General features: G+C 67.6%; 22 protein-coding genes. 15 read left to right on the top strand and 7 right to left on the bottom strand.

The window, feature by feature from the left end:
* Positions 1–160: 160 nt before the first annotated feature.
* From VGV58_RS12995 to VGV58_RS12975, 5 genes are read right to left on the bottom strand one after another with little or no spacing between them, the layout of a single operon-like run.
* Positions 161–1,003: an arginase family protein gene (locus VGV58_RS12995; protein ID WP_326874437.1), complete on the bottom strand. Its 843-nt coding sequence runs from the start codon at positions 1,001–1,003 to the stop codon at positions 161–163.
* On the bottom strand, positions 1,000–1,821 hold the full coding sequence (locus VGV58_RS12990) for an ABC transporter permease (RefSeq protein WP_326874436.1): 822 nt from the start codon (positions 1,819–1,821) through the stop codon (positions 1,000–1,002). The genes VGV58_RS12995 and VGV58_RS12990 overlap by 4 nt, the downstream gene beginning before the upstream one ends.
* Positions 1,821–2,720, bottom strand: a complete 900-nt coding sequence (locus tag VGV58_RS12985) for an ABC transporter permease (RefSeq protein ID WP_326874435.1) — start codon at positions 2,718–2,720, stop codon at positions 1,821–1,823. The genes VGV58_RS12990 and VGV58_RS12985 overlap by 1 nt, the downstream gene beginning before the upstream one ends.
* A 10-nt stretch (positions 2,721–2,730) precedes the next feature.
* Positions 2,731–3,816 carry an ABC transporter ATP-binding protein gene (locus tag VGV58_RS12980; protein ID WP_326874433.1) on the bottom strand — a complete coding sequence of 362 codons (1,086 nt, stop codon included), beginning with the start codon at positions 3,814–3,816 and terminating at the stop codon, positions 2,731–2,733.
* Positions 3,813–4,868: an ABC transporter substrate-binding protein gene (locus VGV58_RS12975; protein WP_326874432.1), complete on the bottom strand. Its 1,056-nt coding sequence runs from the start codon at positions 4,866–4,868 to the stop codon at positions 3,813–3,815. The genes VGV58_RS12980 and VGV58_RS12975 overlap by 4 nt, the downstream gene beginning before the upstream one ends.
* A 284-nt stretch (positions 4,869–5,152) precedes the next feature.
* Between VGV58_RS12975 and VGV58_RS12970 the strand changes: the two genes are divergently transcribed.
* Positions 5,153–5,479 (top strand): DUF3870 domain-containing protein, encoded by a 327-nt coding sequence (locus VGV58_RS12970; RefSeq protein WP_326874430.1) that lies wholly within the window; start codon positions 5,153–5,155, stop codon positions 5,477–5,479.
* Between the two features lie 18 nt (positions 5,480–5,497).
* On the opposite strand, the gene VGV58_RS12965 is transcribed toward VGV58_RS12970, so the two are convergent.
* Positions 5,498–6,889: an aminotransferase gene (locus VGV58_RS12965; protein ID WP_326874429.1), complete on the bottom strand. Its 1,392-nt coding sequence runs from the start codon at positions 6,887–6,889 to the stop codon at positions 5,498–5,500.
* A 402-nt stretch (positions 6,890–7,291) separates the two neighbouring features.
* Here VGV58_RS12965 and VGV58_RS12960 point away from each other — a divergent pair, with 402 nt between their 5' ends.
* The 14 genes from VGV58_RS12960 (at position 7,292) to VGV58_RS12895 (ending at position 22,133) form a co-directional block, all read left to right on the top strand.
* Positions 7,292–8,215 (top strand): hydroxymethylglutaryl-CoA lyase, encoded by a 924-nt coding sequence (locus VGV58_RS12960; protein ID WP_326874427.1) that lies wholly within the window; start codon positions 7,292–7,294, stop codon positions 8,213–8,215.
* A 15-nt stretch (positions 8,216–8,230) separates the two neighbouring features.
* A complete protein-coding gene (locus VGV58_RS12955; RefSeq protein WP_326874426.1) occupies positions 8,231–8,977 on the top strand; it encodes an enoyl-CoA hydratase/isomerase family protein in 747 nt (248 codons plus the stop codon).
* Positions 8,974–10,125, top strand: a complete 1,152-nt coding sequence (locus VGV58_RS12950) for a CaiB/BaiF CoA transferase family protein (protein WP_326874425.1) — start codon at positions 8,974–8,976, stop codon at positions 10,123–10,125. The genes VGV58_RS12955 and VGV58_RS12950 overlap by 4 nt, the downstream gene beginning before the upstream one ends.
* On the top strand, positions 10,125–10,916 hold the full coding sequence (locus VGV58_RS12945; protein WP_326874424.1) for an enoyl-CoA hydratase/isomerase family protein: 792 nt from the start codon (positions 10,125–10,127) through the stop codon (positions 10,914–10,916). The genes VGV58_RS12950 and VGV58_RS12945 overlap by 1 nt, the downstream gene beginning before the upstream one ends.
* Positions 10,913–12,550 (top strand): AMP-binding protein, encoded by a 1,638-nt coding sequence (locus VGV58_RS12940; protein ID WP_326874423.1) that lies wholly within the window; start codon positions 10,913–10,915, stop codon positions 12,548–12,550. The genes VGV58_RS12945 and VGV58_RS12940 overlap by 4 nt, the downstream gene beginning before the upstream one ends.
* Positions 12,547–13,554 (top strand): NAD(P)H-dependent flavin oxidoreductase, encoded by a 1,008-nt coding sequence (locus tag VGV58_RS12935; protein WP_326874422.1) that lies wholly within the window; start codon positions 12,547–12,549, stop codon positions 13,552–13,554. Before VGV58_RS12940 ends, VGV58_RS12935 begins: the two co-directional genes overlap by 4 nt.
* A 50-nt stretch (positions 13,555–13,604) precedes the next feature.
* Positions 13,605–14,576: a Bug family tripartite tricarboxylate transporter substrate binding protein gene (locus tag VGV58_RS12930; RefSeq protein ID WP_326874421.1), complete on the top strand. Its 972-nt coding sequence runs from the start codon at positions 13,605–13,607 to the stop codon at positions 14,574–14,576.
* A gap of 71 nt (positions 14,577–14,647) precedes the next feature.
* The gene (locus tag VGV58_RS12925) at positions 14,648–16,081 is read left to right on the top strand and encodes an NAD-dependent succinate-semialdehyde dehydrogenase (RefSeq protein ID WP_414643981.1); all 1,434 of its coding nucleotides are present in this window, start codon (positions 14,648–14,650) and stop codon (positions 16,079–16,081) included.
* A gap of 30 nt (positions 16,082–16,111) precedes the next feature.
* Positions 16,112–16,507, top strand: a complete 396-nt coding sequence (locus tag VGV58_RS12920; protein WP_326874418.1) for a RidA family protein — start codon at positions 16,112–16,114, stop codon at positions 16,505–16,507.
* 4 nt (positions 16,508–16,511) lie between these two features.
* Complete coding sequence (locus VGV58_RS12915; RefSeq protein WP_326874416.1) at positions 16,512–17,321, top strand: alpha/beta fold hydrolase; 810 nt, start codon at positions 16,512–16,514, stop codon at positions 17,319–17,321.
* A 13-nt stretch (positions 17,322–17,334) separates the two neighbouring features.
* Positions 17,335–18,435 carry a mandelate racemase/muconate lactonizing enzyme family protein gene (locus VGV58_RS12910; RefSeq protein WP_326874415.1) on the top strand — a complete coding sequence of 367 codons (1,101 nt, stop codon included), beginning with the start codon at positions 17,335–17,337 and terminating at the stop codon, positions 18,433–18,435.
* A 156-nt stretch (positions 18,436–18,591) separates the two neighbouring features.
* On the top strand, positions 18,592–20,184 hold the full coding sequence (locus VGV58_RS12905) for an ABC transporter substrate-binding protein (RefSeq protein WP_326874414.1): 1,593 nt from the start codon (positions 18,592–18,594) through the stop codon (positions 20,182–20,184).
* 124 nt (positions 20,185–20,308) lie between these two features.
* Positions 20,309–21,250: an ABC transporter permease gene (locus VGV58_RS12900; protein WP_326874413.1), complete on the top strand. Its 942-nt coding sequence runs from the start codon at positions 20,309–20,311 to the stop codon at positions 21,248–21,250.
* Positions 21,251–21,260: 10 nt separating this feature from the next.
* On the top strand, positions 21,261–22,133 hold the full coding sequence (locus tag VGV58_RS12895; RefSeq protein WP_326874412.1) for an ABC transporter permease: 873 nt from the start codon (positions 21,261–21,263) through the stop codon (positions 22,131–22,133).
* 30 nt (positions 22,134–22,163) lie between these two features.
* Here VGV58_RS12895 and VGV58_RS12890 read toward each other — a convergent pair whose 3' ends face one another.
* Complete coding sequence (locus tag VGV58_RS12890; protein WP_326874411.1) at positions 22,164–23,441, bottom strand: cytochrome c; 1,278 nt, start codon at positions 23,439–23,441, stop codon at positions 22,164–22,166.

Genomic DNA, 23,441 nt, shown 5'->3' with positions numbered 1-23,441 from the left:
GAAAACGGCGCCGCGCACGCGGACGGGCTGTCCGCATGCCGGCGCCGGTTCATCCGCTTCCTCGTGTCCGTCCTTGCGGGACGGACACCGCGAAATGCCTTGCGACGTTGATGAAAAAGGCGGGTTCGGCCAGGCGCCCTATGCAAGGGCGCTCGGCCGGCTAGCTTGTCTCACATGCGATCACCATGACCGGGCAATTCAGGGCGCCGGAAAGCTTGCGCGCTGCGGCGGCAGGGCCCGACATCGCCAGGCGGTCGAAAGGCGCGGATAGTCCTGCCTCGATGTCGACCACGACGGCGCCCGGCGAGAACCGCCGGATCGCCTCGCAGGCTTCGGCCAGCGCCGCATCGGCGGTTTTCTCGTCAGCTTCGGCGCCAAGGACGAGGTTGAGATTGGCGCCGGCGGCGTCCTCGCTGCCATGCTCGTCGGCATAGCCGGTATAGAACGGGTAGCGCAGGGCGGGATCGCCATGAACCGACACGCAGAGCACATCGGCGCGCGACAGGAAGATCGACTGGGTTCCACTCGCATGGTGCTCGCCGAGGCTGAGCACCGCGACACGCGGCAGGCTCTCGCGCAGGAAGGAGGCCGCGATCGCAGCATGGTTGAGATGGCAACCATGCGCCGCGCGTCCGGCATAGGCGTGGCGCCCGCTGCCACTACAACGCACGACGACCTGCCGCTCGCCCGCCGCGACGCGCAGGGCGCCGGCCATGACGTTTCGTGCGTCACTGAAGGCGTCCGGCCAGGTCGAAGGCGAGACCGCCGTCAACCCATCCGCGAGGTAGAAGCCGGCGCGCGCCTCGATATGGGCGGGCAGACGCATCCGGTCGCAGCCGGGATGGAGCGTCGCCCTGATCTCGGCCTCCGGTTTCTCCAGCGGCGCGAAGCGCAGGAACTCCAGATAGGAAGCCTCGTGCACGCCCTGGATCGCATATTGGCAGAGCGAATCCAGCTCTGCCGCGTCTCCATTGTCGCTCTTCCAGGCGGATTTCGCGGTCATCGCGCCGCTCCTTTTTCTGGCCGCTTCGCGATCTGGACGATGAGCAGCAGCACGATCGAGGCGACGACCAGTACCGAGGAGACCGCCGCCACCAACGGGTCGACCTGATCGCGGATGTTGGCGAACATCCGGCGCGGCAGCGTCGAGTTCTCGCCGCTGGAGATGTAGAGGGCGATCACCACCTCGTCGAAGGCGGCGACGAAGGCGAACAGCGCCCCGGCCGCGATCGAGCTCTTGATCTGCGGCACGGTCACGGTGAGGAAGGCCTTCAGCCGCGTCGCGCCAAGGCTACGGGCCGCCCGCTCCAGATTGCCGTCGAAGGATTGCAGGCCGCTCGACACCGTCACCAGCACGAAGGGTAGCGCCAGCATGATGCCGACGAGCACGAGGCCGGTCACCGTGTTGTTGAGCCCGAGCTTGGCGAAGACGAAGAACACGCCGATCGCGACCAGGATGTTCGGCACGATCATCGGCAGCAGGAAGGACAGGCGCAGCGGCTTGGTCAATCGCTCCGGCATCTGCGAGAGGCCGTAAGCCGCCGCGGTGCCGATCGGCGTCGCGATCAGCGTCGTCAGCCCGGCGACCCTGAGCGAGAGCCAGAGCGCATCCATCCACTCCGCGGAGTCGAAGAACTCGCGATACCAGCGCAGGCTCCAGGCCCGCGGCGGAAACTCCAGATAGTTCGAGGCCGAGAACGACATCGGCACGATCAGCACGCAGGGCACGATCAGGAAGGTGAAGATCAGCGCGCAGAGCCCGTAGAGCCAGAGCCTCTGATAATGCCTGATCTGCGTGGCGCTGGCGGCGGCGGTCAGCATCAGCGGCCCCCGTAGAGCTTGTCGACGCGGAACACCTTGTTCAGCGCGGCGAGGATGGCGATCGTCACGACGAGCAGCAGCACGCCGAGCGCGCTCGCCGCGCCCCAGTTGCTGTAGGTCGAGACATTGGTGGCGATCTGCATCGACCACATGCTGACGCGTCCGCCGCCGAGCAGAGCCGGCGTCAGGTAGAAGCCGAGGCTCAGGATGAAGACGAGCACCGTGCCGGCGAAGAGCCCGGGGCGGCTGAGCGGGAAGAATACGTCCCAGAAGGCCCGCATCGGCGAGGCGCCGCAGCTCGACGCCGCCTTCAGATAGTCGGTGTCGATGGTCTTCATGCTCGAATAGAGCGGCAGGATCATGAAGGGCAGCAGCACGTGCAGCATGCCGATCGTGGTGCCGATGAAGTTGTTCACCAGCGGGATCGGCTCGTTGATGATGCCGAGACCGACGAGCCAGCTGTTGATCAGCCCTCGTCGCTGCAGCAGCACGAGCCAGGCATAGGTGCGCACCAGCACCGAGGTCCAGAACGGCAGGATCACGAAGATCATGCAGATCGCCGCCGCCCGCGGGCTGAGCTGCGAAAGCAGATAGGCGACGGGATAGCCGAGCAGGATCGATCCTACAGTCACGATCCCTGCGATCTGGAAGGTCGTCACGAAGGTGATGACATAGACCGGCTGCGCCAGCCTTGCGTAGTTCTCGAGCGAGACGCCGCCATCCTTGCCGATGAAGGAGAGGACGAAGAGCCAGCCGACCGGGACGATCAGCAGGAGCCCGATGACGACGAGCCCGGGCACGGCGAGGAGCGCGAAGGACCACGCCTCCCGCCGTTCGGCGCGGGCGAAATAAGAAGTGTCGGCGGAGCCTGACGATGCCGCTGCGATCGCACCGATCATGGGCCGCGCCTCAGACATCGCCGCTGACCAGGATGCTGTCATTGCGGTGGACATTGATGTGGATCGGCTGGCCGGGAGTCGGCACCAGCCCGCGATTGGCCTCCTGCGGCACCAGCCGCACCGCAATGTTCTGGCCGTCCGGAAAGCCTGCGATCACCAGCAGGCTGTCGCCCTGGAAGATGGTCTCGCGCGCCACCGCCGAGAAGGAGTTGACCTCGGCCTCCGGACCCGCGACCGGGCCGATCGCCAGCTTTTCCGGCCGCAACGCCAGCCAGCTTTCGTGCGGGCTGGCCCCACCGACTCCAGCATGATCGGGCAGGAGCAAGGGCGTGCCGAAGACGCTGGCGCCGCCGCCCGCCCTAAGCTCGACCGGCAGGAAGGTGGTCTCCCCCACGAAATCGGCGACGAAGCGCGTCCGAGGCCGCTCATAGATCGCCCGCGGCGTATCGAACTGGATCAGCGCGCCGTTGTTGATCACCGCGATCCGGTCCGACATGGTCAGCGCCTCGCGCTGGTCATGCGTCACGAACACCGTCGTCGTGTGCAGGCGCTCATGCAGATGGCGCAGCTCGATCTGCATTTGCTCGCGCAGCTTCTTGTCGAGCGCCGAGAGCGATTCATCCATCAGCAGGATGCGCGGCTCGAAGACGATCGCCCGCGCCAGGGCGACGCGCTGCTTTTGCCCGCCCGAGAGCTTGTCGACAGAGCGGTCGATGAACTGGCTCAGCCTGACCATGTCGAGCGCACCGCGCACTTTGGTCTCGATCTCGCTCCGCGCGAGGCGCCGGAGCTTGAGCGGATAGGCGACGTTCTCGAACACGTTCATATGCGGGAACAGCGCGTAGTTCTGGAAGACGAGGCCGATCTCGCGCTGGTGCGGCGGCCTCGTCAGCAATTCCTCGCCTGCGACCAGGATGCTGCCGCTGGTCGGAGTGACGAAACCGGCGAGCACCTGCAGCAACGTCGTCTTGCCCGAGCCGGACGGGCCGAGCAGGGTGACGAACTCGCCGGGCGCGATGTCGAGATTGATATCCCTGAGCGCCTCGAATGAGCCAAATTTCTTCGAGAGCCCCCGGATCGAAACCGGAACCTTCATTGCAGGATCGCCGACTTGAAGGCCTCTTCCGCCTTGTCGCCGTTCTTGGCCCACCAGGCGGCGTCGATCAGCACCTGCTTGCTCGCATTCTGCGGCGAGGAATTGGTCTTGGCGAGCTGTTCGGGCGTGAACTTGCGGACCTCATAGGCCCTGGCGTTGACCGGGCCGTAATTGTCCATCTTCTCGATGATGTTGGCCTGGATCTCGGGCGAGACCATCGCCAGCGCGAGGGCTTTCGCCTTGGCGGCGTTCTTGGCGCCCTTGGGGACGGCGACGCAGCCATAGCCGAGCAGCCCCTGGTCGTAGGTGAATTGGACGGCACTGCCGTCCTCGATCACCGGCGAGACGCGGCTGCCATAGATCGCGATCAGGTCGACCTCGCCATCCTTGATCAGCTGCGTCGACTGGGCGCCCGTGGTCCAGAACACGCCGATCTGCGGCTTGAGCCGCTTGATCGCGGCAATGGCGCGCTCGACGTCGAGCGGATAGAGCTTGTCCTTGGCCACGCCGTCGGCAAGCAGCGCGATCTCCAGCGTCTCCTGGGCGAGGCCGGCGATGGCGCGGCGGCCCGGGAACGCCTTGGCGTCCCAGAAATCGGCCCAGGACTTCGGCGGCTGCTTCACCTTGTCGGTACGCCAGGCCATGACCACGGAATAGTAGTTGGTCGCGACCCAGCTCTTGCCGCGCGCCGTGGCCGGGATCGAGGCATCGTCGAACTTCGAGAGGTCGAGCGGCTCGAACAGCCCCTCGCTCTCGCCGCGGGCGCATTCGTCGCCGCCGAGATGGACGAGATCCCAGGCCGGCGCGCCGGACTGCACCTGCACCCGGATCGAAGGCAGGTCGCCATGCGTCTCGCTGCGGATCTTCACGCCGACCTGCTGCGCGGCGGGATTGACCAGCGCCGCATCGAAACCCTTGCGCATCGCGCCGCCATAGCCGGCGACGGTCACGCTCTCCTGCGCGCTCACAGCGGCCGGAAGCATCGCGGAAATCGCCGCGCCGACGATGATGGCGATCTGGCGGCGCCTTGCGCTCTCTGTCCTGTCGGTCATGTCCAACCCCTCGGATTTTGTTGTGCGCGAGGTGACCCGGAACGAAAAAAACCGGCGCCTTCGCCCCAGCCCTTGCGGCCCGGAGAAAAAGCGCCGGTTCGAATTGTTCCCCTGGAGGCCCGTCCGAAGAGGGCTGCTCCAGCACAAATCACCTAGCCCATTTAGTACGCGCCGGAATTTCGTGCCTGTCAACCGACTCGTCGCGAACGTCGTTTCACCCCTTGTCAGCCGGCAGGTGAGTGTGAGAGCCGTCAGGCCAAGCAGGCACGAACCGGGGAATCGCCATGACCGACGTCAAGACCGTTCTGGTGAGCGGCTACTCCGCCGCTCCCAAGGGCACCAGCATGTTCGAGGAATTCAAGCATGCCGGCGTGGTGCTCGAGATCGACCCGGCGACGAACGTCATCATGGCGGTCGACGCCACCTTCGTGACGCAGCTTGCCCGTTCGTTCTACTCGCGCCTGATCGTCGGCTACGACGTCAGCAACGGCATGGCGCCGCTGGAACGGCTGATCTCCACGGCCGTGCACACGCCGTCGCGTGAGGCGCTGATCGTCGCCACGCGCGCCGCCGTGCAGCGCTATTTCCAGATCCGCGACAATCGCGGGTAAAGGCGGGACCGGCCGCCCTCAGGCGGCCTTGTCCAGCGCGATGCCCTTCGTCGTCAGCAGATCGAGCCCGAGGTCGAGCGCTTTGGTGAAGCGGTCGACTGCGTCGTCGATGCCCTCAGGCGTGATGATCAGCGGCGGCGTCATGATCAGCGTGTCGCCGAGCGCCCGCACGATCAGGCCGTTCTCGAAGGCGAGACGCTGGATCTCCAGGCCGAACTTCAGCGAGGGCTCGAAGGCCTGCCGCGTCGCCTTGGAGCGGACGAGCTCGATGCCCCACATCAGGCCGACGCCGCGGACCTCGCCGACGAGCGGATGGTCGAGCAGGGCTTTCAGGCGTCCTTCCAGTTGGGCTCCCAGCACCTGGGCGCCGGCGATCAGCCCGCGCTCCTCGTAGAGCGTCAGCGCCTCCAGCCCGACCGCGCAGGCGATCGGATGGCCACCATAGGTATAGCCATGGCCGAAGACGCCGATCTTGTCGCCCTGCTCCTTCATCGCCTGGTAGATAGGCTCCGACAGCAGCAGCGCCGAGAGCGGCTGATAGGCCGCGGTCAGCGCCTTGGCGCTGCTGATCATGTCGGGCTTGAGGTCATAGGTCTGTGAACCCCACCAGTTGCCGGTGCGCCCGAAGCCGGTGATGACCTCGTCGACGACGAAGAGGACCTCGTATTTCCTGAGGATCGCCTGGACCTTCTCGTAATAGCCCTTCGGCGGCACGACGCAGCCGCCCGTGCCCATCACCGGCTCGGCGAAGAAGGCGGCGACGGTCTCCGGCCCCTCCGCCAGGATCAGGTCCTCGATCTCCTTGGCGAGGCGCGTCGCGAAGGCTTCTTCGTTCTCACCCGGCAGGCCTTCCCGGTAGAAATGCGGGCAGGTGACATGCAGGAATCCGTCGAGCGGCAGGTTGAAGTCGCGATGGATATGCGGGAGGCCGGTCAGGCTGGCGCTGGCGATCGAGGTGCCGTGATAGGCGCGCTTGCGGGCGATGATCTTGCGCTTCTGCGGCTTGCCGATCGCGTGGAAATAATACCAGGCCAGCTTCACCGCGGTGTCGTTGGCTTCCGAGCCCGAGCTCTGGAACAGCACCTTCGACATCGGCACCGGCGCGATCTCGATCAGGCGCTCGGAGAGCGCGATCGCCGGCTCCGAGGTCCGGTGCGCGAAGTTCTGGTAGTAGGGCAGCGCCGCGAACTGCTTCGCCGCCGCCTCCGCCAGCCGGTTCTCGCTGAAGCCGAGCGCCGCGCACCACAGGCCGGCCATGGCTTCGAGATAGCGGTTGCCGGCATCGTCATAGACGTGGAAACCCTCGCCGCGGGAGATGATCGTCGGGCCGATCTTCTCGTGCAGCGAGAAATTCGTCTGCGGATGGAGCTGGTAGGCGATGTCTCTGGCGTGATTGGAATTGGCGGTCATGGCGCACCTCGCATGCCGGCTCAAGGCAGCCGAAAACCGCCTCGCATCCGCGCAAAATTTTCGGGAAGAGCCGGTTCGATCGCTTGTCTGGGCAGCCGTCGAAGCGGCCCATCGCCAATCGCCTGACAACACCGAAAATGCCTGCGGGCACGGTGCTTGTCAAACCGGGTGGCGCGCATCCGCCATGCCTTGGCGAGGGGCGAGGCACCTGTTGACGCGCCGGTGAACGCCCGAAATTTCGCCACTTGACGGCGCGCCAGACACAGGCATAGACCTGAAAGCAGCTAGGAGATTTGTGCCCCGACGCCCTTCAAGGCAGCGGGACCACAGCAAATCGGACCGGCACACGCAGGAGCGGAAACCCCGCTCGTCCGTGTGCCGGTTTTTTTTTGGACTGATGCCATGACCGATGCGGTTGTCATCTGCGAATGCTTTGCCCGCGACGGGCTGCAGCATGAGCCCGTCTTCCTGCCGAGCGAGCAGAAGATCGCGCTGATCGACGCCTTCACCGCCGTGGGCTTCCGGCGGATCGAGGCGACCTCCTATTCCAATCCCAAGGTCGTGCCGGCCTTCGCCGACGCCAGCGAGGTCCTCGCCGGCATCCGGCGCAAGGACGGGGTTTTCTACAAGGCGACCTGTCCCAATCCGCGCGCCGTCGCCCGCGCAGTCGCCGATTTGGAAGCCGGCTACGGACCCAATGAGATCAGCCTGCTGGTCTCCGCGACGGAGGCGCATAGCGAGCGCAACCTGAAGAGCTCGCGGGCCGCGCAATGGGCCAATGTCGAGGCGATGGTCGCCGCTGCGCAAGGCCGTTTCCGCCTGATCGGCACGATCTCGGTCGCCTTCGGCTGCCCGTTCGAGGGCCAGGTCGACGCCGGGACAATCATCGCCGACGCAGAACGGTTCGCAGCCCTGGGCGTGCGCCACGTCACGCTCGGCGACACCACCGGCCTCGCCACGCCGCGCACCACCAAGGCGCTGTTCCAGGCCATCGCCGCGGCCGTGCCGGAGCTGACGCTGATCGCGCATTTCCACAACACCCGCGGCACCGGCCTCGCCAATTGCGTCGCCGCTTATGAGGCCGGCGTGCGCAATTTCGACAGCGCCTTCGGCGGCATCGGCGGCCACCCGGCCCAGCTCGTCTATGGCGGCGGCTTCACCGGCAATGTCGCGACCGAGGACCTCGTCAACATGTTCGAGGCGATGGGCGTGCCGACCGGCCTCGACCTCGCCGCCCTGATCGAGACCGCGCATCGCTGCGAGGAGGTTCTCGGTCGCCAGCTCCATTCGATGGTCGCCCGCTCCGGGCTTGGCCTCGTCGCCTGATCCTGAAGAGGTATCATGTCCCAAGCCCCAGCTCCCCTGATCGTCGAGACCCGCGGCGCCGTCCGCATCCTGACGATGAACCGGCCCGACAAGCTCAATGCGCTCGACACGGCGCTGACGCAGGCGCTCTTCGACGGATTGCTCGCGGCGCAGGAAGACGAGACGGTCCGGGCCATCGTCCTGGCCGGCGCCGGGCGCGGCTTCTGCGCCGGCGCCGACCTCAAGGAATTCGCCGATCTCACCCCGGCCAACCAGAAGGCCGTGATCGCCCGCGCCGACCTGACGACGCGGCTGCACATGCTGCTGCCCGGCCTGTCGAAGCCGATCGTCGCCGCCGTGCAGGGCGTCGCGGTCGGCGGCGGCGCCGGCACCGCGATCGGCTGCGACATGGTCGTCGCCGGCAGCGACCTGAAATTCGGCTATCCCGAGCTGCGCCACAGCATCGTTCCCGCCATCGTGATGACGAGCCTGCAGCGCGCTGTCGGCCGCAAGCTCGCCTTCGAGCTGGTCAGCACCGGGCGGATGGTCGGCGCCGAGGAGGCGCTTCGGCTCGGCTTCGTCAACAAGGTGGTGGCGCCGGAGGATGTGCTGGCCGAGGCCCTCGCCATCGCCGAGGGCTGGGCCAAGGTGAAGCCGGTCGCGATGGAGGCGACCAAGCGGCTGTTCTATCGCGTCGCCGACCTGCCCTTCGAGGCGGCGATGGCGGCCGGGCGCGACATCAATGCGCTGATGCGCAGCTTCCGCGACGGGGATAGCGCATGAGACCGCTCGAGGGCATCACCGTCGTCGATTTCTCGCGCGTCCTCGCCGGGCCGATGGCGACGATGATCCTGGCCGAGATGGGGGCGAGGGTCATCAAGGTGGAGCGCCCCGGCACGGGCGACGAATCCCGACAATGGGAACCGCGCGTCGGCGAGGAAAGCGCCTATTTCTTCGCCTTCAACCGCGGCAAGGAATCGATCGTTCTCGACCTGAAGACCCCGGCCGGTCGCGCCGCGGCAAGGACGCTCGCGCTCCAGGCCGATGTCGTCCTCGAAAACTTCCTGCCCGGCCAGATGGACAAGATGGGGCTGGGTTATGCCGAGCTCGCAAAGGAGAAGCCGGGGCTCGTCTACGTCTCCAATACCGGCTTCGGCCAGAACGGCCCCTATCGCGACCGCGTCGGCTACGACACCATCTTCCAGGCGCTGAGCGGCGTGATGGCGCTGACCGGCCATCCCGATGGACCGCCCGCCAAGGTCGGCGTGCCGATGGCGGATTTGACCGCCGGGCTCTGGAATGCCGTCGCCATCCTGACCGGGCTGGTCGGCCGCGCCAGCAGCGGCAAGGGCTGCCATGTCGACCTCTCCATGCTCGACACCCAGATCAGCCTGCTGACCATCGCCGCGGCGCGCCTCTTTGCGCTGGGCGAAGACCCGCAGCGCACCGGCACCGAGCATCCCGGCCGCGTCCCCTCCGCCGCCTTCGCCTGCGCCGGCGACGAGTGGCTGCACATAAGCGGCAGCGACCAGCATTGGCAGGCGATCTGCTCGGTCCTCGGCCTCGACGAACTCGCGGCCGACCCGGCCCTCGCCGGCAATGCCGAGCGGGTGAAGCAGCGCGAGCGCGTGATGGCGACGATGCGCGAGGCCCTGGCTGGGCGCAAGCGCGCCGATGTCGCCGAGGCCCTGCGCGCTGCCGGCGTCCCAGCCGGTGAGGTCAACACGGTCGCTCAGGCGCTGGCCGATCCGCATGTGCAGGCGCGCGGCATGGTGGCGGAGTTCCAGCATCCGACGGCCGGCGCCTTCCCGGCGCTGCGCAATCCGCTGCGCTTCACCGGCTATGACGCCCCGTCTCTCGGCACCCCACCGCTGCATGGCGCCGACAGCGCCGCCCTCGCCGCCGAGTTCGGCCTGAAGGAGATCGGCTGATGAGCGAGACTCTTCTGTCCGGAATGGCGTTCGAGCGCCTGGCGGTCGCCGCCGACGGCCCGATCCTGCGGGTGACGCTGAACCGCCCGGAAGCGCGCAACGCGCTCGACCTGACGATGTGCCGCGAATTGCGCGCCGTGTTCGAGGCGATCGAGGCTGATCCGGCGATCCGCATCGTCCGGCTCGACGGCGCCGGCCCGGTTTTCTGCGCCGGGGCCGACCTCAAGGAGCGCAAGGGCAAGGACGAGATCTGGGTCCGGCAGCGCCGGCTCGCCTCCTTCGCCGCCTATGACGCAATCGAGCGCTCCAGCAAGGCCGTGATCTGCGTCGTCGACGGCCCGGTCGTCGGCTCCGGCGGCGAGATCGCCATGGCCTGCGACTTCATCATCGCCTCTGAACGCACGAGCTTCACCTTCCCCGAAGCGCACTGGGGCACGGTCGGCGCGACGCAGCGGCTGCAGCGCGTCGTCGGCAAGCGGCTGGCGAAGGAGCTGCTGTTCACCGCGCGGCGCTGGCCGGTCGAGGACGCGCTGGCCGCCGGCCTCGTCAACCGCATCGTCAAGCCGGACGAACTCGAAGCGACCGTCGCGGAGCTGCTCGCACAGATCGCCAAGGCGCCGGCGCTGGCGTTGACCCTCGCCAAGCAATCGATCGAGCTCGGCGAGAAGACCGACCTCGCCACCGGCATCCGCATCGAGCTCGCCGCGATCGAGCGCGCGCTCGCCGACACCGAATGGCGCAAGGGCCTCGAAGCCTTCGCCGAACGCGACGCACAGGGAAAGAGCTCATGAGCGCCAGCGAGCTGCCATCCAATCTCTTCGGCTGCGCCGGCACTTTGCCGGAGGCACTGGCACGGGCTGTGCGCCTGGCCGGCCAGGAGGAAGCCGTCGTCTGCAATGGCGAGCGCATCAGCTATGCCGCTCTCGCCGCCCGGGTTGACGACGTCGCCGCCGCCCTCGCCGCGCATGGCGTCGGCAAGGGCGACCATGTCGGCATCTGCCTCGGCAACAGCATACCCTGGATCGTCGTGTTCCACGCCATCGCCCGGCTCGGCGCCGTCACCGTGCCGGTCAATACCCGGCTCAAGGCGGAGGAGATCGCCTACACGCTGCGACAGTCGGACGTCTCGCTGCTGTTCATGACCGACCAGCTGCTCAAGATCGATTTCGTCGAGATCCTCAGGCAGATCTGCCCCGCGATCGACAAAACGCTGCCCGACCCGGCCCTGCCCAAGCTCACTCGCATCGTCGTGCTCGGCGAGACCGTCCCGGCGGGCGCGACTGCATTCGCCGATTTCCTCAAGGCGGGCGCCGGCCAGCCGGTGCCGGAGCCCGTCCCGACGGCCGATGATCCGCTGCTGATCCAGTACACCTCCGGCACCACCTCCTTCCCGAAGGGGGCGGTGCTGACCCATCGCAACATGACCTGGGACGCCTATTCCGCTGGCCGCTTCTTCGGCCTGCGCTCGGGCGAGCGCTATTTCAGCCCACGCCCCTTCTTCCACGTCGCCGGCAGCACGCTCGCCGTGATCGCCTCGCTGCAGCATCTCGCCTGCCTCGTCAGCTGCGAGCGCTACGAGCCGGGCGACGCCTTGCGCCTGATGGAAGAGGAGCGCTGCACGCTGATGTCGGGCAACGACACCATCTTCCTGATGCTGCTCGACCACCCCGATCTGCCGCAGCGCAAGCTCTCCCTGCGCGGTGGCTGGGCGGCGGCGACGCCCTCGGTAATGGAGCGCATCGCGCGCCAGCTCGGCGCGACCGAGATGGCGGTCTGCTACGGCCAGTCGGAAGCTTCCCCGAACATCTGCACCGCCGCCTGGTGGGACCCGCTCGCCGACCGGATCGCCGGCTGGATGCGCATCCATCCCGGCGTCGAGGTCGAGATCCGGGCGACCGAGGACGGCCCGGAACCAGGCCCCGGCGAGGTCGGCGAGATCTATGCGCGCGGCTGGAACGTGATGCAGGGCTATTACGCCAAGCCCGAGGAAACCCGCGCAGCCCTCAGCGAAGACGGCTGGCTGCGTACCGGCGATCTCGGCCGCCTCTCGCCCGATGGCCGGCTCGCCTTCGTCGGCCGTGCCAAGGACATCATCCGGGTCGGCGGCGAGAACGTCGCCTCGGCCGATATCGAGAATGTTCTGCACCGCCATCCCGGCATCCAGCAGGCACAGGTCGTCGGCGTGCCCGACAAGCGCCTGATCGAGGTGCCCGCTGCCTTCGTGATCCTGGCGAGCGGCACCTCGCTCGCCCCCGATGAGATCATCGCCTGGAGCAAGGAGCACCTCGCCGGCTTCAAGGTGCCGCGCTATGTCGAGATCGTCGAGAGCTTCGACCAGATCGGCATGACCGCGAGCTCCAAGGTCCAGAAGAACAAGCTCGCCGCCCATGCGCGCCAGCTCTTCGGGCTCGAGGCGGTGGCATGAACACGCGCATCGAGAGCCTGCGCATCGAGACCCGCTTCACCCGGCTGGTCGGCATCGACCTGCCGATCGTGCAGGCCGGGATGAGCTGGGCCTCCTCCTGCGTGGCGCTGCCGGCGGCCGTATCGGGCGCCGGTGGGCTCGGCGTCATCGCGGCCGGGCCGATGCGGCGCGACGACCTCAAGGCGGCGATCGCCGGCGTGCGTGCGCAGACGGACCGGCCCTTCGCCGTCAACGTGCCGCTCTATCGCAAGGAGGTCGATGACATCCTGGCGCTGCTCGTGGATGAGCGTGTCCCGGTCATCATCGCCTCGCAGGGCGGGCCGGATCGCTATCTCGACCGCTTCAAGGCGATCGGCACGCTCTGCCTGCATGTCGTCGCCTCGGAAGTCCATGCCGCCAAGGCCGCAGCCAAGGGCGTCGATGGTCTCGTGGTGGTCGGCGGCGAGGCCGGCGGCCACCCGCCGCCGGAGCTGGTCTCGACACTGGTGATCAGCCGCGCCGTGGCGAAGGCCGTGCCCGCGCTGCCGATCGTGCTCGGTGGCGGCATCGCCGACGGCCAGGGCCTTGCGGCCGCGCTGGCGCTGGGCGCCGATGCCGCGCAGCTCGGTACCCGCTTCATGGCGACGCCGGAGGCGTGCCTGCACGCGGATTATCGCCGCCGCGTCGTCGCGGCTAACGTCTCCGACACCATGGTGGTCGGACGCGGCTTCGGGATGATCCGCGTGCTGCGAAACCGCTTCGCCGAAGAGATGGCGGCGGCCGAGCGCGCCGGACGCCCCGACGAGGAGCGGCGTGAGCTCTTCCAGCGTTCCTCGCTGAAGCTCGCCGCCTTCGACGGCGACATCGAGGACGGCAAGGTCGAGGCCGGGCAGAGCGCCGGGCTGATCGACGACATCGTCCCGGCCAGCGAGCTCGTGACGCGGATCGCCGAAGAATACCGGGCGACGCTGGCGCGGCTCCCTGCAGCCCACCCCATCCGCGAGCCTGCCTTGCAGCTCTCGTGACCATCCGCGCCGCCAGAGCCGGAAAAGCCATAAACGGGAGGAGGATCGACATGGACAGGCGCAGATTCATGACGACCGCCGGGGCAGCGATGCTGGCGCCGCGCGGTGCCGGCGCGCAGGGCTATCCGGTCAGGCCGATCCGCCTGATCGTCACCTTCGCGGCCGGCGGCCCGGCCGACCTGTTCGCCCGCGCCCTTGCCAGCGGGATGAGCGCCCGGCTCGGCCAGCAGGTGGTCATCGACAATCGCCCCGGCGGCGCCGCAGGACTGCCCGCCATCGACGCCATCGCCAAGGCGGGGCCGGACGGCTACCAGATCGCGCTGGCCGGCGCGGCGGCGCTCTCGACCGTGCCGTTCATGATCGCGAAAATGCCGTTCGACTGGGAGACCAGTCTGACGCCGCTCACACTGGTGTCGCGCGTTCCGGAAGTCATCACCACCAACGCCAAGCTCGGCCTCAAGAACCTCGCCGACCTCGTCGCCTACGCGAAGAAGAATCCGGGCAAGGTCAATTTCGGCTCGGCCGGGCTCGGCAGCATCACCCACCTCGCCAGCGAGCTGTTCAAGGCGGAAGCAGGGATCGACATCACCCATGTGCCCTATCGTGGCGCCGCGCCGGCGGTGAACGATCTGATCGCTGGCCATATCGACATGGTCACGGCCGATATCCCGGTGCTGCTGCCGCAGATCCAGGCCGGCAGCGTCAATGCCCTGGCGGTCACCACGGACAAGCGGATCAAGGCCCTGCCGGATGTGCCGACCACCGCCGAAGCCGGCTTTCCCAAGGTCGTCTCAGACAACTGGTACGGGCTGGTCGGACCGGCCGGGATGCCCGCGGAGGTGTCGAGCCGGATCCACGCCGCCGCCCTCGCGACCCTCCGCTCGGATGAGTTGCTGAAGCAGTTCGAGAGCCAGGAGGCGATCTCCTCGCCGACCTCGCCGGACGAGTTCGTCGCCTTCATCAAGGCCGAACGGGCGAAATGGGGGCCGCTGATCGCCTCGATCGGGGTCAAGCTCGAATAGCGCCCGCACCGCTCCCCGGCCAACGACCGGCCGCACAGCTGCGGCCCCAAGCTCCCAACGCAGGACATCGGATCATGCTCGACAAGCCCCTTCTCATCGCCGGCTCCTGGCGCGCGCCGTCCGGCTCCCGCACCGGCGACGTCGTCGATCCCGCCACCGGCGCGGTCATCGGCAAGCTCGGCTTCGCCGAGGCGGCCGATGTCGATGCCGCCCTGGAGGCCGCACGGAAGGGTTTCGCCACCTGGCGCGCCATGACCGCGCTCGAACGCGCGCGCATCCTGCATCGCGCCGCCGCTTTGGTCCGCGAGCGCGCCGAGGTGCTGGCGCAGCATATGACCCGCGAGCAGGGCAAGCCGCTGGCCGAGGCGCGCGGCGAAGCCGGCACCGCGCCCGAGCATATCGAGTGGTATGCCGAGGAAGGCCGGCGCGCCTATGGCCGGGTGATCCCCTCGCGCATCCCCGGCGCACGCCAGATCGTCGTCAAGGAGCCGGTCGGCCCGGTCGCGGCCTTCAGCCCGTGGAATTTCCCGCTCGCCCAGCTCGTCCGCAAGATCGCCGGAGCGCTGGCTGCCGGCTGCTCGATCATCGCCAAGCCGCCGGAAGAAGCGCCCTCGGCCTGCATCGAGCTCGCCAAATGCTTCCAGGAGGCCGGCCTGCCCGAAGGCGTGCTCAACATCCTGTTCGGCGTACCCGCCGAGATCTCGGAACGGCTGATCGCCTCGCCGGTGATCCGCAAGGTCTCCTTCACCGGCTCGGTCCCGGTCGGCAAGCATCTCGGCGCGCTGGCGGGGGCGCAGGCGAAGCGCGCCACCATGGAGCTCGGCGGCCACGCCCCCTTCATCGTCTGCGACGATGTCGATCTCGACGCGGTCGTGAAGCTCGGCGTGGGCCTGAAGTTCCGCAATGCCGGCCAGGTCTGCGCTTCGCCGACGCGCTTCTATGTGCAGGACGCCGTCTATGACGGCTTCCGCGCCGCCTTCACCGAGGCCGCCAGGGCGGTCAAGGTCGGCCCCGGTGCCACCGAGGGCACGCAGATGGGCCCGCTCGCCAATGCCCGCCGGCTCGATGCGCTGCAGGACTTCGTCGCCGACGCCGTCCAGCACGGCGCCAGGCTCGAAACCGGCGGCCGCCGCATCGGCAATGAGGGCTTCTTCTTCGAGCCCACCGTGCTCTCCGACGTGCCCGACGCCGCCCGCATCATGCGCGACGAGCCGTTCGGGCCGGTCGCGGCGCTGGTCCGGGTCGGCTCAGTCGACGAGGCGATCGAGCGCTCGAATGCCCTGCCCTTCGGCCTCGCCGCCTTCGCCTTCACCCGCTCGACCAAGCGCGCGGCGCAATTCGCGGATGGCCTCGAGAGCGGCATGGTCTCGATCAACCATTTTGGCCTGGCCGCGGCCGAGACCCCGTTCGGCGGCATCAAGGATTCCGGCTACGGCAGCGAAGGCGGCACGGAAGGGCTGGAAGCCTATCTCTCGACCAAGTTCGTCAGCCAGGTCGGCGCCTGAGCGCGTCCCATCCAATCGCAAGAGGCGACCATGACCACGCTTCAGCACAACCCGGCTTCGATCGCGCCGCCCGCCCGCAATCTCTATTCGCATGGGGTCGAGACCCGCGGCCCGGGCCGCCAGCTCTTCATCGCCGGACAGGTCGGCGTCCGGCCCGACGGCTCCATTCCCGAGGCCTTCGACGACCAGGTCCGGCAGATGATGGACAATATCGGCGCCGTCCTCGCCTCGACCGGCATGGGCTTCGACGACATCGTCAAGATCACCGCCTATTGCCGCAGCGCCGAGGAGATCATCGGCTATGCTGGCATCCGCAACGGCTACTTCTCAGACAAGCCGCCGGCGACGACCGCCTTCGTGGTCGGGGGCCTCGCCAATCCCGCCTGGCTGATCGAGGCCGATGCCATCGCCTTCAGGGCGGACTGAGCCGGTGAACGCCGCCGTCCCCCAAGGCCGCTCGCGGCACGAAGCCCAAGTCGATGTCGGCGACGACACGCGACTGTGGACTTGGGATACGGGCGGCGACGGCCCGGCCATCGTCCTGCTGCACGCCTCGGCCGGCAGCGGCGAATGCTGGGACCTGCAATGGCCGGTCTTCGCCGAAGCCGGCTACCGCGTCATCGGCTATTCCCGGCGCGGGCATTTCGGCTCCGACGACGGCGATGCGACTGCCATGACGCCGGCCTCGACCGACCTGCTTAGGCTCGTCGATGCGCTCGGGCTCGGCCGCTTCCACCTGATCGGCACCGCCGCCGGCGGCATGGTCGCGACCGATTTCGCGGTGTCACATCCGCAGCGCCTGCTCAGCTTCGTCATCTCCAGCAGCATCGTCGGGCTGGTCGACGACGATTATCAGGCGATGCTGCAGCGGTTGCTGCCGCCCGAATTCGAGCGACTTCCCCATGATTTCCGCGAGCTCGGCCCGTCCTTCCGCGCGCAATGCCCCGAAGGCGTCGCCCGCTGGAATGCGATGCTGGCACGCTCCGGCGTCGAGCGCGTTCCCTTGCGCTTCGCCAACCGCGTCCGCTGGGCCGATCTGCCGCGCTTCGACTTTCCCACGCTCGTCCTGACCGGCGATGCCGATCTCTACGCCCCGCCGGCCAATGCGCGTCTGATCGCCAGCCGGATCCCCGGCGCGCGCCTGACCATCCTGCCCGGTTCCGGCCATTCGCCCTGGTGGGAGGTGCCGGAGCTCTACAACCGCGAAATCCTGAACTTTCTCGGCTCCGTGAGCCGCTAGGAGCACCTTGACTATGGCTATCCCTTCCACCGAGGCCGACCGGATCGTCGCCATCGAGGTCAGGCGCTGCGTCCAGCCGCAGCAGGACCCTGCCTGGCGCTTCGCTTTGGGAGGCATCCCGCGTCTCGACGGGCTGATCGTGACCTTGCGCGCAGCGTCCGGCCTCGTTGGCGAAGGGCATGTCGAGGCGATGGCCTTCTATGCCGACGATCTCGCCGGTTCGGAGGCCGCCATCGAGGTGCTGCGCCCAACCCTGCTCGGCGCCGATCCCCTGCACTATGCCCAGACGCGGGATCGCCTCGACAAGGCTCTCTCCGGCCACGAAGCGGTCAAGGCCGGCATCGACAGCGCGCTACACGAACTGGCGGCGCGGACACTGCGCGTGCCGCTGCATGTGCTGTTCGGCGGCGCGCGACGGCAGACCGTCGAGCTCCAGCGCATCCTGCCGCTCAAGGACCCGCAGGGCATGGCCACCGATGCCGCCAGGCTGGCCGGGCTCGGCTATCGCTGCCTCAAGGTGAAGGTCGATGGCGATGCCGACCTCGCCGAGGCGCGCGTGAGGGCTGTGCGCGAGAGCGTCGGGGCCGATGTCAGACTCTCGGCCGATGCCAATCAGAGTTACACGCCGAAAGCCGGGTTGCGCATGATCGAGCGCATCGCCCGCCATGGCGTCGACCTCGTCGAGCAGCCTGTTCCCGCCGCGGACATTGCGGGCCTCGCCTTCATCTCGCAGCGCAGCCCGATCGCGGTCGAGGCCGATGAAGCCATCCGCTCACTGCGCGACATCGTCACGCTGATCGCGGAAGGCGCCTGCGACAGCTTCAACCTGAAGAGCTCGGTGCTGGGCGGGCTTGGCAAGGTCTTCATCGCCGCGCAGATCTGCGAGGCGGCAGGACGGACCTATCGGGTCGGTACCGCCTATGGCCCCCGCCTGATCGCGGCGCAGTGCCTGCACCTGGCGGCGGCGCTGCCCTCCTGTCACTACCCCGTCGAGTTCGCCGAGTTCGACCATCTGCTCGATGATCCCTTCAGCGGACTGGAGGCTGTGGAGGGCCGGCTTTCTCTACCGCAAGGTGTCGGTTCGGGGCTGCCGCAACTATCGGGGAATACTTGACATTCCCCAAGGCCGGCTTCAGGTTCAACAGGTTAGGCGGTTGGCGGTAACGAGGGATCCAATCCTCGCTATATCAAGCCTTCCTCACCGGCACTGGTCGATCAAACGCCGTAGAGCGCGCGACCCGTGATCTCGTTCAGGTGAGGAGCTCAGACAATGAACATCCGGACAAGTTTTGCGCGCGCCGTGCGCGTTGCAGGCGTCGTGATCGCGGCCAGCATGGCGACAGCAGTCGCCGCGCAGGACAAGGACACCTTCCGCTTCGCCGCAGCGACCGACCTGCGCGTCATCGATCCGATCTGGTCGCTGGAATACAACAGCCGCAACCACGGCTATCTCGTCTATGACACGCTGTTCGCCTTCGACTCGAAGTTCCAGGTCAAGCCGCAGATGGTCGATACCTGGACCGTCTCCGACGACAAGCTGCGCTATGCGTTCAAGCTGCGGCCGGGCCTGACCTGGCATGACGGCACGCCCGTCACCGCCGCCGACTGCGTCGCCTCGATCAAGCGCTGGGGCCAGCGCGACTCGATCGGCCAGGCGCTGATCGCCGCTGCCAGCGAGATCAAGGCGACCGGGGCCGATACGTTCGAGATCGTGCTGAAGGAACCGTTCGGCCATGTGCTCTCGGCGCTGGCCAAGACCGGCTCGCCGGTGCCGTTCATGATGCCCGAGCGCATCGCCAAGACCAGCGGCTTCGAGCAGATCAAGGAGACCATCGGCTCCGGCCCCTTCATGTTCGCGCGCGACGAATGGATGCCGGGCGACAAGGCGGTCTACAAGAAGTTCAAGGGCTACAAGCCCCGCTCGGAGCCCTCCGATTTCATGGCGGGCGGCAAGATCGCCAAGGTCGAGCGCATGGAATGGGTGTTCATCCCCAGCGGCGCCACCGCCGCCGCCGCGCTGATGGCCGGCGAGGTCGACTGGCTCGAGCACCCGCCTTCCGACCTCCTGCCGACCCTGCAGAACGACAAGGACATCACCGTCCGCGCCGTCGACCCCTTCGGCATGCAGACGATGATCCGCTTCAACCATATCCATCCGCCCTTCGACAACGAGAAGGTCCGGCGCGCCGTGCTGCAGACGATCGAGCAGGGCGAATACCTGCGCGTTCTGAGCGACGACAAGCGCAGCTGGGAGCCCTGCCGCAGCTTCTATTTCTGCGGCACCCGCTTCGGCCGGGACCTCGCGCCCGAACAATTGCTGTTCAAGAAGAACCTGGACGAGGCGAAGAAGACGCTCGCCGCCTCCGGCTACAAGGGCGAGAAGGTCGTGCTGCTCGATGCCGTCGACGACGCGATCCTGCATCCGATCACCGTCGTGCTCTTCGACAACCTCAAGGCGATCGGCCTGAATGTCGAGCTCCGGGCGACGGACGGCGCCACCATCTTCGCGCTGATGCTGAAGCAGGAGCCGATCGCGCAGGGCGGCTGGAACATCGGCCCGCAATATGCCGACAGCACCAACTACTCCGTGCCCTTCCTCAACAACGCCTTGCGGGCGGGTGGCGTCGGCAAGGCCTCGATCGGCTGGCCGAAGAACGAGGCGATCGAGACGCTGCGGGCCGCCTTCCTCAAGGCGCCTGAGGCCGAGCAGGGCGCGATCGCCGACAAGATCCAGCAGGAGGCCTATGCCGCCTCGCTCTATGGGCTGACCGGCCAGTACAAGCAGCTCACCGCCTATCGCAAATCGGTCGAAGGCCTGATCGACTCGCCGATCCCGCTGTTCTGGAACGTCGGCAAGAAGTGAGCGGCCGGCGGCGCGCGCCCGGCGTGCGCCGCCTTTTCATCTGCCGTGAGCGCGTCACTCGGCGCGCCGGCGGACCGTCGGCGGAGCGCATGGCCCGCCCTCAAGCACTGGAACGGAGCCACCGATGCTGGCCTATATCCTCAAGCGCCTGCTCGCGACCATCCCGGTGATGGCGACCGTCGCGGTCATTGTCTTCATGCTGCTGCATCTGACGCCGGGCGATCCCGCCGCGCTGATCGGCGGCGATCTCGCGACACCCGAGGATCTGCGCCGCATCCGCGAGCAGCTCGGCCTGGAGCGCCCGATCGCCGAGCAATTCCTCGGCTGGCTCTGGCAGGTGCTGCAGGGCGATCTCGGGACATCGCTGTTCAACCAGATGCCGGTGTCGCAACTGATCGCGCAGCGGATCGAGCCGACCCTGATCATCGGCCTGACGATCATGACCTTCGCGGTGATCGTCGCGATCCCGCTCGGCGTCGTCGCCGCCTGGAAGGCCGGCAGCTGGATCGACCAGCTGATCATGACGCTCGCGGTCATCGCCTTCTCGATGCCGATCTTCCTGATCGGCTACCTCCTGATCTTCAAGTTCTCGGTCGAGCTGAAATGGTTCCCGGTCCGCGGCTACCAGCCGATGTCGGCGGGATCGGCGAAATTCTTCCCGCATATCGTGCTGCCGAGCCTGACCGTCAGCTTCATCTACATCGCCCTGCTGACGCGGATGACCCGCGCGACGGTGCTCGACGTGCTGAACCAGGACTATATGCGCACCGCCCGCGCCAAGGGCATGGCGACGCCGCGCATCCTCGCTGTGCATGCGCTGAAGAACGCCGCCGTGCCGATCGTCACCATGGTCGGCATCGGGCTGTCCTCACTGCTCGGCGGCATCGTCGTCACCGAGACCGTCTTCGCCATCCCCGGCATGGGGCGCCTGATGATCGATGCGATCATCCGCCGCGACTTCCCGATCCTGCAGGGGGTCATCCTCGTGCTGTCGGCGCTCTACGTGCTGATCAACCTCCTGATCGACCTGTCCTATTCGCTGTTCGATCCGCGCATCCGCTATTGAGAACGAGCCCATGAGCATCGCCATCGAGGCCCCTCGCAAGAGCGCCAGTTCCAAGACATTGAGCTATTGGCTGCGGCGCTATCCTCTCTTCATCCTCGGCTGCATCGGCCTGGCCGCGATCATCCTGCTCGCTTTGTTCGCGCCACTGATCGGGACGCATGATCCGGTGGCGATCAATCCCGCCGCCCGGCTGCGGCCGCCGAGCGATGCCTGGCTGTTCGGCTCCGATCCGTTCGGCCGCGACGTCTTCAGCCGAGTCATCTGGGGCGGGCGGGTCTCGCTCACCGTCGGCATCGGCGTCGCCGCCCTCTCGGTCTGCCTCGGCCTCGCGATCGGCATGATCGCCGGCTTCAACCGGGTCGCCGATGCAATCCTGATGCGGATCATGGACGGGATGATGGCGATCCCCGGCATCCTCTTGGCCGTCGCGCTCGTCGCCATCGTCAAGCCGAGCATCACCACGGTCGTCGTGGCGATCGCGATCCCGGAAGTGCCGCGCGTCGTGCGTCTCGTCCGCTCCGTCGTGCTGAGCATCCGCGAGCAACCTTATATCGAGGCAGCCCGATTAAGCGGCGTCCGCTTTCCCGGCCTTCTGATCAGGCATGTGCTGCCCAACACGATCGCGCCGCTGATCGTGCAGGCGAGCTTCGTCTGCGCCTCGGCGATCCTGTCGGAAGCCTATCTCAGCTTCCTCGGCCTCGGCATCCCGCCGACGACGCCGACCTGGGGCAGCGTGATCTCGGAGGGGCGCAACGTCGTGCAGCTCGCCTTCTGGGTCGTGCTCTATCCGAGCCTCTTCCTCGGGGCGACCGTGCTGTTCATCAACCTGATCGGCGACGGCCTGCGCGACATGCTCGATCCGCGTCTCGCTCGGACCTTGTAAGGCCCGCTGGCTGCGCAGGCGCCCTCCGGCTCAGCGCAGCCGCTTGACCTCGTCGGCCGTGACGCTCGGCTGCTGCCCGCCCCAGTTTGCCCGCAGCCAGTTGGAGAGGTCGGCGACCTGCTGGTCGGAGAGCTGCCCGGCGAAGCCCGGCATCGGCTGCATGCGCTCCAGCCCGGGGAAACGCTGGGCCGGGATGCCCGTCAGGATGACCTTGTTGAGGTTGCGCGCATCGGCAAGCCGCAGCGAGGCATTGGTCGCCAAGGGCACCACGACATGCGGGATGCCCTGCCCGTCCATGCCATGGCAGCCGGCGCAAACGGCGACGTAGCTGGCGCGGGCGGAAGCCGCGACCTCGGCGGAGACGGCGACCGGCTTCGGCGGCGGCGGCGGAGTCGCGGTCTCCGGTAGCTTGTCGAGGTCGAAGAGATAGGCCGACATCGCCGCGAGGTCGTCAGCGGTGAAATACTGGGTCGAGAAGTGGACGACCTCGAACATCTGGTTGGTCATCGCGCCCTGCGCCGAGATGCCCGACTTCATGAAACCAGTGAAGACCAGCGGATCCAAGCCCATCCGGGTCAGCCCGGCCTTGGTGATATCCGGCGCGATCACGCCTTCGAGCTCCGAACCCTGGAGATAGGCGCTCTCCTTCATGCCCATGGCGAGGTTGCGCGGCGTATGGCACTCGCCGCAATGGGCGAGCGCGTCGGTGAGATAGCGGCCGCGATTCCACAGCGCCGAGCGCCCGGCGACCTCGCTCTTCGTGTCCGAAGAGAGATTGACCAGGTTCCAGAAGGTCAGCCCCTGCCGGATGTTGAGCGGGAACGGCATGTGGTTGGCGCGGTTCGCCACCTTCATCGGCTCGCGGCTCATCAGGAAGGCATAGACCGCGTCGACGTCGTCGGCCGTCAGCTTGCGATAGGAGGCATAGGGCATGGCCGGATAGAGATGGCCATGCTTGCCGACGCCGTCGCGCACGGCGCGGTGGAACTCGGCGCGCGTCCAGTTGCCGATGCCGTGTTCCTTGTCGGGCGAGATATTGGTCGAAAAGATCGTGCCGAGCGGCGTCTCGAACGGCAGCCCGCCGGCCCAGGGCGCGCCGCCCTTGACGACATGGCAGGCATAGCAATCGGCGGCGACGGCGACATAGGCACCGCGCTTGGCGAGAGCCTTCATCTGCTCGGCCGAGAGCGGCTGCTCGATCTCCTTGGCGACCACGCTGCGCTCGAACAGGCCGAGGAAGACGGCTCCCCCGGCGAGCGCACCGACGACAGCGACCGCCAGAGCGGCCAGAAGCAGCTTCCTCGCCAT

The sequence above is a fragment of the Allobosea sp. genome (genome assembly GCF_035944895.1).
Lineage (GTDB): Bacteria > Pseudomonadota > Alphaproteobacteria > Rhizobiales > Beijerinckiaceae > Allobosea.
The sequence above is the reverse complement of the archived record's forward strand: the minus strand, read 5'-3'. Positions and strand labels throughout refer to the sequence as shown.